This is a genomic window from Microcoleus sp. Z1_A1, assembly GCF_036700305.1.
Taxonomy (GTDB): Bacteria; Cyanobacteriota; Cyanobacteriia; order Cyanobacteriales; family Microcoleaceae; genus Microcoleus.
Genome location: NZ_JAUBOR010000033.1, coordinates 27,541 through 39,387, shown reverse-complemented (window position 1 = coordinate 39,387; position 11,847 = coordinate 27,541). Strand labels below are relative to the sequence as shown.

11 protein-coding genes are annotated in these 11,847 nt (G+C 46.3%); 3 read left to right on the top strand and 8 right to left on the bottom strand.

Translation table 11 applies throughout. The features are described 5' to 3' along the window. Positions 1-94: 94 nt before the first annotated feature. The 3 genes from smpB to QT973_RS20090 all read left to right on the top strand — a co-directional run bounded on the left by smpB (position 95) and on the right by QT973_RS20090 (position 2,333). Entirely contained in the window at positions 95-562 is a 468-nt protein-coding gene (gene smpB / locus QT973_RS20100) for an SsrA-binding protein SmpB (protein WP_006631384.1), read from the top strand. A gap of 830 nt (positions 563-1,392) precedes the next feature. Next, positions 1,393-2,109 (top strand): tetratricopeptide repeat protein, encoded by a 717-nt coding sequence (locus QT973_RS20095; RefSeq protein ID WP_333057234.1) that lies wholly within the window; start codon positions 1,393-1,395, stop codon positions 2,107-2,109. Next, positions 2,106-2,333, top strand: a complete 228-nt coding sequence (locus QT973_RS20090) for an Osc7112_2153 family protein (protein ID WP_333057233.1) — start codon at positions 2,106-2,108, stop codon at positions 2,331-2,333. Before QT973_RS20095 ends, QT973_RS20090 begins: the two co-directional genes overlap by 4 nt. A 437-nt stretch (positions 2,334-2,770) precedes the next feature. Here the strand turns inward: QT973_RS20090 and QT973_RS20085 are convergent, their stop codons facing one another. The 8 genes from QT973_RS20085 to QT973_RS20050 all read right to left on the bottom strand — a co-directional run bounded on the left by QT973_RS20085 (position 2,771) and on the right by QT973_RS20050 (position 11,561). Then, complete coding sequence (locus tag QT973_RS20085) at positions 2,771-4,231, bottom strand: IctB family putative bicarbonate transporter (RefSeq protein WP_333057231.1); 1,461 nt, start codon at positions 4,229-4,231, stop codon at positions 2,771-2,773. A gap of 297 nt (positions 4,232-4,528) precedes the next feature. Next, on the bottom strand, positions 4,529-5,413 hold the full coding sequence (locus QT973_RS20080; RefSeq protein ID WP_333057229.1) for a histidine kinase dimerization/phospho-acceptor domain-containing protein: 885 nt from the start codon (positions 5,411-5,413) through the stop codon (positions 4,529-4,531). A 432-nt stretch (positions 5,414-5,845) separates the two neighbouring features. Next, a complete protein-coding gene (locus QT973_RS20075; protein ID WP_333057228.1) occupies positions 5,846-7,288 on the bottom strand; it encodes a 1-acyl-sn-glycerol-3-phosphate acyltransferase in 1,443 nt (480 codons plus the stop codon). A gap of 459 nt (positions 7,289-7,747) precedes the next feature. Further along, positions 7,748-9,754: a ribonuclease R family protein gene (locus QT973_RS20070; protein WP_333057227.1), complete on the bottom strand. Its 2,007-nt coding sequence runs from the start codon at positions 9,752-9,754 to the stop codon at positions 7,748-7,750. A gap of 313 nt (positions 9,755-10,067) precedes the next feature. Then, the gene (gene rpsR, locus QT973_RS20065) at positions 10,068-10,283 is read right to left on the bottom strand and encodes a 30S ribosomal protein S18 (protein WP_006631377.1); all 216 of its coding nucleotides are present in this window, start codon (positions 10,281-10,283) and stop codon (positions 10,068-10,070) included. Between the two features lie 168 nt (positions 10,284-10,451). Then, positions 10,452-10,640 (bottom strand): 50S ribosomal protein L33, encoded by a 189-nt coding sequence (gene rpmG, locus QT973_RS20060; protein ID WP_006631376.1) that lies wholly within the window; start codon positions 10,638-10,640, stop codon positions 10,452-10,454. 38 nt (positions 10,641-10,678) lie between these two features. Continuing rightward, positions 10,679-11,212, bottom strand: a complete 534-nt coding sequence (locus QT973_RS20055) for an RDD family protein (protein ID WP_333392044.1) — start codon at positions 11,210-11,212, stop codon at positions 10,679-10,681. Between the two features lie 106 nt (positions 11,213-11,318). Further along, a complete protein-coding gene (locus QT973_RS20050) occupies positions 11,319-11,561 on the bottom strand; it encodes a DUF7219 family protein (protein WP_333057225.1) in 243 nt (80 codons plus the stop codon). Between the last annotated feature and the right edge of the window lie 286 nt (positions 11,562-11,847).

Here is an 11,847-nt window from a genome sequence, read left to right as displayed (position 1 = left end):
GTAATGTCCAGACCGATTATTTAAGTTTTGTCAAGCTTCGATTTTCTCTACAGAGAAGCTAGCGTTATAATAATTAATTTTATCGGAGGTAAAAATGAGCGAAAAAAGTCCAGGATACAAAATTGTTAGCGATAACCGACAAGCGCGCCATCTCTATGAAATTATAGAGACATACCAAGTGGGAATCGAGTTGAAGGGCACCGAAGTCAAATCTATTCGGGAAGGAAAAGCCAATTTGCGCGACGGATATGGTTTAGTTCGGAACGGGGAACTGTGGCTGATCAACGTTCACATTTCGCCTTGGAGAAGTGCTAGCAACTATTTTAATCACGAACCCCGCCGCACTCGTAAATTGCTGATGCACAAGCAGGAAATTCGCAAATTAATCGGCAAAGTCGAAGAAAAAGGCTTGACTTTAGTGCCGTTAAAAATGTATTTGAAAGGCGGCTGGGTAAAACTGGATATCGGTTTGGGTAAAGGGAAAAAACTGTACGACAAGCGCGAAGATTTGAAGAAACGCGAAGATAAGCGGGATATGGAAAGAGCGATGAAGCAATTTTAGTCATTAGTCATTAGTTATTAGACATCTCCAAAAAATAAACTCAAACCTTTGCTACTGGAAGGTAGAAATTTAATTTATGGAGATGTTTATTAGTCAGGAGTCATTAGTGGTTCATGATGGGTGATTGCTGATTAATGATTGGCTATTTTAAATCGATTTCGGTTCATGACTCATTATAATATTTTTCAAAATCCTCAAGGGAGGAGGTTGAGGACTTCCATCGTCACTACAAACTTAATTAGAGTTATTTCACCGCAGTCCATCTTAGGATCGCGAATTAAATAACTTACAATTTTAATTGTTATTGTGGGATGGGCTCTTATAGCCCGTCCACTCATGACGGGCTATAAGAGCCCATCCCACTTTCAAGAGTGGAAGTTATTTAATTCTCATTCCTTACAGCAAATTCTATGTTGATTAACTAAACCCCAGCTCGTTCGCTCCCCGTAGGGAAACGGCCCAGGGTAAGTCCCTCTACACTTCATAAACCTGGAATACGCTGTATCTCCTCATACAGTCGCATACTGTCGATCGACTGCTGCCTAAGTATTATTACTTAGACAAGGAGAAGAGTTCTATCTGCTTTCTGCTTCCCGGTTCTTTTTTTCTGAAAATATCCGGATGGCTTGTGGAGTCTCAGGAATGGTTAACCTATGCTCGAATACCTCTGGGTAGTGGGAACATTACCCAAGCATTCGGCTGTGGACTCACAAACTCTTATAAGAAAGGGACTCAAACCTGAGTCATTTCGTAAGATTATATGCCATTAGGGTGGCAATTAAATCTGGTCAAAAAATATCGCCCAACTCTCAAGTTAAAAAATGCTAAAAATGACACCATTAGCTAACATTTTCAATGCCATGAAAGAGCCAGTAAAAAAGCATAATAACTCCAAGTGGGGAGCCTTCTTGCTGATGCTAGCAGTAGGCTTTGGCGGCTGGCAAATTGGGTTGCCGGAGCTGGCATCTTTTTTTAATAATAGGGCTTTTGAAAACTACAAAGCCAATCGATTCGCTGATACTCAACAAGCATATGAGTTAGCGCTCTGGGTAGATCCAAAAAGCCGCACAGCTCTTTACAATTTAGGATGGCTTTGCGAAGAGGTGCAAGATTTAGAGTGCGCCCGAGAAAAATATCTGCAAGCTGCAAAACTCGGTCTGCCTGCTGCTTACAGCAACCTGGCTAGGTTATATATAGTCGATAAAAAAAACTATCCGGCTGCAGTTCACTTCCTGTGGCAAGGTTTGAAATTAGCTGAGGACGATCGAGTAAAATATTCTTTACTCAAAAACTTGGGATGGGCTCGCCTGGAACAGGGTCGATATTCAGAGGCATTGCAGCATCTGGATGAAGCGATTAAAATTGATAGTGAAGGGCCAGCAACTTACTGCTTAAAAGCGCAAGTCCTAGAAAAGATAAAAAATACGAAGGAAGCGCTGCCGCAGTGGAAAATTTGTCTAAAGTATGCGGATTCTCAAGAATTCGATGAGGATATATGGATAGGGATGGCACGTCAACGATTAAACGAGGAAAAAACAAAAAAATGAAACGCACAGTTTTGCTTTCATCAACCATACTGGCAATTATAACGGTACTGGAGCTAAGTCAAGCCTCAAAAGCAGTGCCAACTCCTGCGACTGTTAAACCTGCCCTTAATCAATCAGTCGAAATGCTGTTGAGTTCGGATCAGTCGATGCGACAGTGCAGAGATAGAAATGGTGGAAAATATGCGTGTCCGAGATTCATCATGACTCCGGAGAGCGAAGAATAAGAGTTATTTTCAATAAATTTTGTAGAGTGTACCATCACCACTTTACAGCAACAGGTATGTAGTATGTAGTAGTAAGTATGCAGGGTGCGCCGTCCGCACCTTATAGCATTTGAGATGTGAGATTAAGAATTGAAGAATTGGAAATAACTTATGGCGATAATGGTTTGCAGCTTGCATAAAGCTGCATTCTTTTTTGGAACTGTTATAACTCTTAATCATTGCTGTCTAGGCTATTGCTGGCATCCACACCGGGCGCAGGGCTGTTTCATTCGACCAAGGGACAAACCCTGGTGAAGATTCCCGATATTTGAAACATCGATTTGATCATTCGTGGAGGGGGTAGGCATTCTTGGCACTACCCCTACAAAACGATTATTTCCCTGAGAATGAAACCGCCCTGCCACCGGGCGGGGATAAAACCCCGCCAGCAATTCTATCTACTCGCCCTCCGTCAAAGCTGAATCTTGCTGCTGGTGCGAGGTGCTGTAAAAACTAGCAATAATCGCCACCATCAACCACCAAAGCATATTAACTTCCGGCCGGTACCAAACTGTATCGACAAAACCGTGGGCCATCATGCCTGCTAAAGTGGCGATCGCCCCAATCAACCAAAACCCCTGATTCGATTTGAGATTTTGGATTTGAGATTTGGGATTTTGGGATTCTTCCTCTAAATTAGAGATGTTAAATTGTGCATCCCGCAGATTTTTGATCTGCAACAAACCATGATTGACGGTGACAGTCATCAGCCACAGGAAACACATTAAACCGATAAAACCGGTTTCTACCACAATTTCCAGCAGCACCGAGTAAGCGCTCAAAGCAGTGAATCTCGGCTTCATATAAAGCGGGTAAACTTTATTAAAAGCAGTGTTTCCCGGCCCGATTCCCAGAATTGGCCGATCGCGAATCATGTCAATCACCGCCGTCCACACATTAATCCGAAAATTGTTACTGCTGTCACCTCGACCAATAAACATACTCGAAACTCGATCGCGCAGAGGCTCCACTAAAGCCACTCCTAAAATTAACGCCCCAGCCAAACCTCCTAACCCTAACGGCAGCGCCCAAGTTCGCCAGAACCGAGGCATCAAAGGGCTGTACCAGTACCACAGCAGCACTAAAAATACCACCAGTAGAGCCACAAAACCGATCCAAGCACCCCGGCTATCCGTGTAGCGCAAACACGCGCAATTCACCACCAGCATCGTCAGCGCTAAAATTTTTGTTCCCCATCCTTTCCACACAAAAAGTGCGGCAGCGCTCAATGCAATGGCTGGCAGCAAATAGGAACCAAGCAAGTTAGGATTTCCCAGAAAGCTGTAAACTCGCGTGACATTGGCTTGAGTAGAAGTCGGATCGTTCCAAGTAGCTAATGGCGGCACTTTGTCAATCCACTGCCGCACGCCGTAGAAACTGACAACTAGAGAGACGTTCAAAAATACGGCAATTAACCACGATCGCCAACGGGGATCTCGCAAGATCCGAGCCATCAGCGCAAAAAACAGCAAATACAGGGTTAGCTTGCTCCAACCAGTAGCAGCGGCGACTTTCACCGGCGACATCGCCGTTGCGACGGTGGCTATGCCCCAGTACAGCAGTACCAGCAAGTAAATCGGCCTCAAGGCGATCGGGCGATCGTCCGAAACAGTTAGCAGCACCCAAAATGCAGCGCTAGCCGCCATCAACACCCCCACCAAGGCATTGTTTACAAACGGCGCCAAACCGAAAGTCAAGGCCAGCAAAACAAAACCCAAGGGTTCTGCCCACTGCATCAGCCAGCTACTCTGCCGCCAACTGCGTAAAGAGCCGATCGCCAAATTGAATAAATAACTTCTACTTTGCCACTGAGAGAGCGGCAAATTTGCCAGAGTTAACTGTTGCCAAACTGAATTCATTTTTAGATTGATTATTGGTAATTGGAAATTGGGAATCGGGAATTGGGAATTGAGTCTAAAAGCATCGACAATTGGTAGTAACTCCCATCTTGGACTATTCTCTCTTAAGGCTTTTCTTGTCGGATCCACAAAGAATAAATTTATTGTGGGGGGACACGCGAGCCCGCGCCTAAAAGCCTTATTGAGAATAGTGCAACATCTCAGTATTAATTAACAAATGACTTGTTTCATCTTCCTTCTTCTTTCCATCCGTTACATCCGTTAGAAAATCCGTTGCCGAACTTCCTTCTTCCTTCTTTAGCCTTCCAACAATTCCGTAGCATTTGTGCAAGGCAGCCAGAGCACGTAGCGATATCCAGATTCCGGGGTTCCTTGAATCGAGAGTTGGCCGCCTTGAATTTCCACCAATTGGCAGCAAAGCAGCAGCCCCAAGCGTTCGCGCGCCCCGTAACCAGCTAACACTGGTGCACTATCCTCTGCATTCTGCGCCGCCAAAGCCGCCAACTCAGAAAACGCCAGCGTTAATCGCTGCGAACCCTGTGTCGGGAGTTGCGGTTCTCCGGGAGAGTCGGTTTCGGAGTTCGATGGCGAACCGCTACCAGATCCGGCCTTCAACAAGTAGTCGGTGTAGAGTTTAGCATGGGGCAAACTTTCCCCTAACCAAGGATGAAAAACCCACACTCCGATGTTGATACCGTCTTCTTTCCGAGAAACGTGGACTCGAATCACGCTGCCTGCCCCAGCAGATTGAATAATGCTAAAAATTAAGTGGTGCAGCATTTGCTGAACCTTATCTTTATCTACCAACCAGATGCGCGACCCGGGCCCCATCGACAAATTAATTTCTTGCTCTCGTCTACTTGCCGCCGAGGACAGGATTGTCACAACCTGCTGGGACAGAGTTTCTATATCGACTGCGGTTCGCTTCAATGTGAAAGCGGAATCATCTAGTTCTGCCAGTTCCAAAATTTCTTCAACTAGCGATCGCAAAGAGCGGCTGCTGTCTTGGATCACGTCAATATATTCTTTTTGCTTGCTCGTTAAGGGGCCATAAATTTCTTGTTTCAACACACTTGCCATGCCGAGGACAGAAGTGAGTGGTGTGAGCAATTCCTGCGCTAAATTATTTAGCAGTTTTACTTTAATTGAGTTAGTAGACAAATCGATAGGTTTGTTAGTCATCGTTAATTTTTATTGGTTCATTGTCGAGTGAGGGTTTGCGGTTCATTAGACCTATTCCCAAAGTCTATAACAATCTGTTTATAATTCACGACAAAAAAAAGTCGTGAAGAAAAATATATATTCCTTCTTCCCTAGAAGCTCTTGTTTATCTGAGTAATTAACTACCAGCCGGGAAGTCCCTCGGTATATTTAAAGGGGATTAATCTGAGCGCTGCGCGAAGTACCCCGTTGGAAATTACTCCTTGGGATGAAAGGCTCGTCGGGTGTAGGTACCCAAAGCGACAATTATTTCTGTATATCCCTTGATAATCTGGAAATACTCTGATAATATATTAGCAAGTGGGGGTGGAACTACCTCACTATAAAAAGCCTTTGAAAAAAAAGAAAAAGAAGCCTGCGGTCTAACTGTACTCAGTTGACAGTCAGGTTTGTTCACGATTTAATCATTGCTTCTAAAGCTGATTGCAAGTCTTGAGTGAGTTCGGCAACTGCTAACCTGCGGCTGGTTTGATATCCCTCCCAACGATCGCTCACTGATATGGGTTCGCCCACGGTCATTTGTACCTGCTGTTTGCCCAACTTCGGTCTGCCGAAAGGATTTCCCCCTTTGATGCGAGCCAGTACGTCCCACAGCAGTAAAGTTGTTTCTGCCAAACGTTCTGCTGTCAGTTGTTCTGCGACGTACCTGCCCGTGACGGATACGAAACTTTCTACAAGTCTCATGTGCCACATCCGAAGACTTGCTTCCTCAGCGAGGCGATCGGCTAATCCTCTTTCTAAGGGAGAAAGTGCTGCAATATCTTTGATATCTTCTCGATAGATATACTCCCAGCCTGCTTGTTCCAGACGGCGGCAGCGGTCTATTAAACTGCCTTTGGGCTTTAAGTTAAAATATTCTTCGGCTACTTGCAAACCCACGTCTAACAAAGCTTTCAGTCGAGCAATCATTACTTCATTGTCCGAATCATTTGCCGTTATTTTGGGGGGAAATAATGATGTTAAACTAGATGTAGATGACTGTATTTGCTTATGATAAAAACGGCTGTAAAACTCTTCCATTACTGCTAGCAAATGACCGCCAAGTCGAATCAGGCGTAGATATTGGAATTTATGATTTTGGTTTTCGGAATCGGAATTTGCCGTCTCTAAATTAGCGATATCGGTGCGTTCTAAGGGTGGCAGTCCGCAATCAATTTCTAATTGAGTTAAAAGTTTTTCTAGGGGTTGCCAAGGTGGATTGACATAGCGGTATTGAATGCCGATCGGCACAATTAAAACTTTTTCAGTGCGTGCGGCTTTTAGCAAATCTTCAACGCACCAGAAACCCATTTGAGCAATTCCCGGTTCGAGGGGGCTCACTATTTCATTGTGACCGTTGGTAGCGCCTTCTGGGGCGGCGGCGATCGGGAATTGGCTGTTGGCAAATAAATCGCGGGCCGATCGCAATCCGGCGCGATCGATCTTACCGCGAACGATCGGAGTGCCACCGAGTTGGGAATAAAGCCAGCCGACTCCCGCACCGGCCCACAGGGGAATGCCGCGATCGTAGATAAAGTGGGAATGTACCGGGGATTGCAGGGGAATGCCTTTGGCCCGCGCCGCCTGGGGAACGAGTTTCCAAATTAGTTGTCCCAAACAGTAGGGATCGTCTGAGTTGGGGTGGCGGAAGGCTAGCAAGAAGCGAACTTTCTGATTTTGAAATTGGTGGAATAGTTCGGCGAGGGTTTCGACGTTTTCGGCTTGAACGTGGCTGATACTCGTCCGAAATCGCAGCCACCAGGGGAGTATTTGCTTACAACCTTGCATCACTAGGGGGTTGTAGGCTGGGGGTATGAATTCCAGCGGTGGCTGAACTTGGCTAATTGAATTGGGCATTGTGCGATTTTAAATTTTAAATTTTAGATTTTAGATTACTAGGTTGGGGTGAAAACTTCCAATTTTGAGAATGCTGAAGTTTGTTTTATTAACCGCAGAGGACGCAGAGGACACGGAGGAAGAGAGGATATAGCAAAGCGTGTCGTGTCAATTTAATGTCAAAAGTATTACCTGTCTGGGATCGGATATCATGTCGAGTCGATCGACCCCAATATTTTCGTCGGGGCGAGTTTACGGGATTTCTGGCTTATATTACAACTTGGGGGTAAACCCGCCCACACAAGAATTACGATTATTTTACAGGACTAGATATGAACCCATCATCTTTTTTACCCCCCTGCCCTTGACAAAGGGGATGCGAGGAGATGGGAAACTCGACTAAAAAGGTGATTTATCCTCAGTTTCAGCCTTCAACACAGATTTTTGCAATCCCAAATCTAAAATCTAAAATCTAAAATCCTATTGTGCGGCTTCAAATATCATTTCTTGGAAGTTAATGACATCCGATCGCGGATCGCAGTGAGTGACTTTGACTTCAAACCGATCGCCTATTGCCACCGATCGACCAAATCGCATTGCCAATTCTAAACCCAAATCTTCCAATAAAATCAATCCGAGATTGCTGTCTTCCCTCAGCCAGCGAAGCATTAAGGCTTCCCAAACTTCATCGGGGTTGCGCCGCAAATATTCCAATCCCCAATAGCGGTTGGTTTGGCGTTCGACGGTGGATGCTTCTTTAACTGCGGTGCCGAGACACATCACAATGTCCTGTATTTCTTCAGCGGAAAAAGGTAGTGGTTCGCCTCGCAGGTGGGCTTTGATTTGGAAGTGAGTCAGCAAATCGGTATAGCGGCGGATCGGGGAAGTAACTTGAGTGTATAATTCCAAACCCAAGCCTGCGTGGCGTCCGGGGGTGAGGCCCATTTCGCTGCGGGGCATACACCGACGCACGGCGCAAGCGCGGGCGGGGCCTGCAGGCACGGCTAGCAATTCTTCATCGGGAGGGAGTTCGGGCTGTGGCTGATAGCGGTAGGGTATGGGCAGGCTGTGAGCTTGACCGTAGCGGGCGGCTAGTTCGCCGGCTAAAATCATCATTTCGGCGACTAGCATCCGGGCGGTGGAGTCGTCGATGACGTGGATTTTGATGTCGTCGCCGTTGACTTTGATGACGGATTCTGGCATGAAAATGCTGATTGCGCCTTGGGCTTCCCGCCATTTTTGGCGCAGTTTGGCCGCAGAGGCGATCGCTGCTATTTCTGGTTCTGCTTCGATTCCCAACTCCAGCATTTCGTCTACGTCATCGTATGTCAAGCGGTAGGTGGGTTTTATGGTGCTGATGTGGATGCTGTAATCTTGAGCCGCGCCGATTTCGTCTAAGGTGACGCTGAAGCTGAGGGCGCTGCACTCTTTGCCTTGAATTAAACTCATCGGCCCGGTTGCCAAAGCTGGGGGAAACATGGAGATCATTCCCGTGGGCAGGTAAACCGTAGTGGTGCGCTTTCTGGCTTCGAGGTCGAGTTCGTCTCCGGGGGAAAGCAAGCGGGTGGGATCGGCGATGTGTATCCAGATCCGCTGCTGGCCGTTTTCGAGGAATTCTAAGCTGAGGCCGTCGTCGATTTCGGTGGTGCTTTCGTCGTCGATCGTGTAAACCTTGAGGTGAGTTAAATCGAGACGATTTGTGTCCGAGTCGGTTGGGGGATTTTCTAGGCAGCGTTGGGCCACTTCTAATACCTTTGCGGAGAATTGTAGGGGAATTTGGCTTCGCCGCAAAAACAGGTTTTCGTGGGTACTCCAGAGGCCTAGATCGACTAGGAGGCTAAAGGCTGCTTCGGGGTTTTCGGATCGTTGTAAGCTGGCTAAAGTTTCTAAGGCTGGGGTGCGGTGCGTTGCTTCTTCTCCGAGGATGGCAAAGCGTTCTAGGGCGTCGAGGCGAGTTCGATCGCTATTTTCCCAATCTACATTTTCCCCTGCCAGCCGCTGTTTGACTCGATCCCAAAATCCTTGGGATTCTTGGTGTCGCTGCTGTTCTACTTCTTGCTGGTGTTTGATTTCGGCTACTTGGGCTGCCGATCGCGGTTCGTAGCGATCGCCCTTTTGTTTGAAATACAGTTTATCTGTTGACAGCAAACAGTACGCCGCGTAACACTGGGCCGCACTACTCTCAGAAAATAGCAGCATTGCCAGGGATTCGGGATCTGCTGTTTCTCCGTCACCGACTAAAAGTTCCCAAGCGACTTCCAAACTCGACGGATCTGAGTAGGCTTCTACTTCTTTGAGAAATTTGGGAATGTCGGAGGGTTTGTAAGTTTCTCCGACTACTTCGTAGCTGATTTGTTTGGGCGGTATGCTGTGCGGTTGACCGTTTTCGTCTACCACGACCCAGTTTTTCTTGCCGTCGGGGCGATCGGCAACTGCCAGACGGCGGTCGCCGTGCACTCTAAATTCTACTAACGTTCCCTTCTCCACTTGCCAGCTTTATATTTGAGATTTTGGATTTTTACAGTAGCCACTTATCGAGTTTCGAGCTTGCGATTTTAGATTTTGGATGTTGGCAATTTTTCTGGTCAATTGTGAAAGTTAAAATCTAAAAAGTTTTTCTTTATTCTTGCTTTTTTTTTAACTTTTGACTTGTGATTAAGACTTGCGCTGCTGCGACTCTTAATCTTATTTCGCGATTATTTCGCTGCATTCTTGCTGCACTATTAATGACAGAAAGACGTTGTTCTCGCGCAAGTCTTATTCCCAGTCCAAAATCTAAAACCCAAAATCCCAAATCCTGTTAACCTTCTTGGTTTACGAAGGGCATCAAAGCTACAATTCTTGCTCTTTTGATGCTTCTGGTCAGGTCTCGCTGCTGTTTTGCCGTCAAACCGGTAATCCGGCGGGGCAAAATTTTACCGCGTTCTGTGACGTATTTTTTGAGCAAATCTACATCTTTGTAGTCGATCGGGTCTCCTGGTTTGATGGGCGAAACGCGCCGGCGAAAGTAAGTCATGGTTTGTTGTTTGTTGACTGTTGTTTGTTGACTGTTGATTGTGAGTTTTTAGTTATTAGCCGTTAGTTGCTAGCCGTCAGGAAAGCATTGGTTAATTATCTGCTTTTCGCCGATCAATATCAATTGCCAACAACTGATGACTGATGACTAAGGACTAATGACTAATCGCTACTTGATCTCTTTGTGGGCAGTGTGGCTGTTGCAATGGGGGCAGAACTTTTTGAGTTCCAGCCGCGCCGTCGTGTTGCGACGGTTCTTGGTGGTGGTGTACCGAGACACGCCTTTTGAGCGTTTGCTTACGTTTGTACGGCACTCAGTACACTCTAGAGTAATTATGATGCGGACGCCTTTAGCCATAATTCTAAATAAATTTCGACTAATTTAAACACAATTTATTATCTTCTCACATTTCTCTGCACTTGGTCAAGCAATCTTCTAACTTTGATGTCGAGGGAGTAGCCACGGCGGGTTCCAACTACGATCGTCCCGCCGATGCGATCGTGGAAAGCTTGGGGAAACCTTTCGGCGGAGGTGAGGGCTACGCTACAGTCGATCGCCAGGGGCAGCATCAGCAGCAAGACGGCGGCGTTGGTAGATGTGAGTCCACCTATACCTGCGAAGGCTAAGGCCGCGCAAAAGCCCAGCAATGCCTCGCGCTTGCACAGTTTTTGCACTCCGGGAGTCCGTTGGAATCTGGGATCGACAATTTTCATGTCCAAAGCCCAGCGCCCGAGACTTTGACCTTGGTTTTTCCTGACGATGGCTACGCGCATGATCAGCCACAGCAGGACAAAAAATATGGTTTGGACGATCGCATTAGTACCCAGAAGCAAACTGGGCAGCCAAACTGCGATTCCGTCGATGCAGAGTGCCGCGGCGCGGCGGCCGACGGATACTTTGGGAAGGAGAGGTACTAAATCGGAACTCATAGGCAAAAAGGTCGATCGCCACTAGCTACTTTTTGATCTTAAGCTCTCGATTAATCGATCGGCATCAATGGCGTGTAACTCAACTTCCAAGCCAAGCGCTAATTATTCAAGCTGAAAATGGATGTTCGCCAATTCCCAACTGCTTTTTCGACTTTTCCACCTGTTCCCAGAGTGTTTGGATCTGAGTAAATGCCTGTTCCACAGAGATTTTACCGTTAGATGTCAAGGAACTGATGTAACCCACTCGCTGAGAAAACTCTTGTAAATTCGCATTAAATACTAAATTCTCTGGCTTTACTTCACCGTAATAACGATTTTGAGGATATAAAAAATTTGAATTTGCTACCATTGCTTTAACCTCGCTTGAAAACCTTTTTTTCTAGTTATCTATATTATAAACCGCGATCCCCTTCTAAAGTTGTGCTGTAAGTAGCAGAAATTATGTGACATTTGGCGAACTTTTTTGTGATGGCAATTACACGGATAGATGAGGGCGACAAAAACCTCAGTATTTTCACCTGTACAACTTACGCAGGCGGGGTCAACAACCAGGTTTATGCCTTAAGGCTTATAACTTCGGATGTTGCGTCCAAACCAGGTTTTTGTTAGTCCAGGACTGAGTTATTGAAAGAAGT

Bases quoted from the DNA above. Each gene is read 5' to 3' on its own strand.
- QT973_RS20075 (WP_333057228.1), bottom strand. From the start codon at position 7,288: ATGCCCAATTCAATTAGCCAAGTTCAGCCACCGCTGGAATTCATACCC.
- smpB (WP_006631384.1), top strand. From the start codon at position 95: ATGAGCGAAAAAAGTCCAGGATACAAAATTGTTAGCGATAACCGACAA.
- QT973_RS20050 (WP_333057225.1), bottom strand. From the start codon at position 11,561: ATGGTAGCAAATTCAAATTTTTTATATCCTCAAAATCGTTATTACGGT.
- rpsR (WP_006631377.1), bottom strand. From the start codon at position 10,283: ATGACTTACTTTCGCCGGCGCGTTTCGCCCATCAAACCAGGAGACCCG.
- QT973_RS20095 (WP_333057234.1), top strand. From the start codon at position 1,393: ATGACACCATTAGCTAACATTTTCAATGCCATGAAAGAGCCAGTAAAA.
- QT973_RS20090 (WP_333057233.1), top strand. From the start codon at position 2,106: ATGAAACGCACAGTTTTGCTTTCATCAACCATACTGGCAATTATAACG.
- rpmG (WP_006631376.1), bottom strand. From the start codon at position 10,640: ATGGCTAAAGGCGTCCGCATCATAATTACTCTAGAGTGTACTGAGTGC.
- QT973_RS20085 (WP_333057231.1), bottom strand. From the start codon at position 4,231: ATGAATTCAGTTTGGCAACAGTTAACTCTGGCAAATTTGCCGCTCTCT.
- QT973_RS20055 (WP_333392044.1), bottom strand. From the start codon at position 11,212: ATGAGTTCCGATTTAGTACCTCTCCTTCCCAAAGTATCCGTCGGCCGC.
- QT973_RS20080 (WP_333057229.1), bottom strand. From the start codon at position 5,413: ATGACTAACAAACCTATCGATTTGTCTACTAACTCAATTAAAGTAAAA.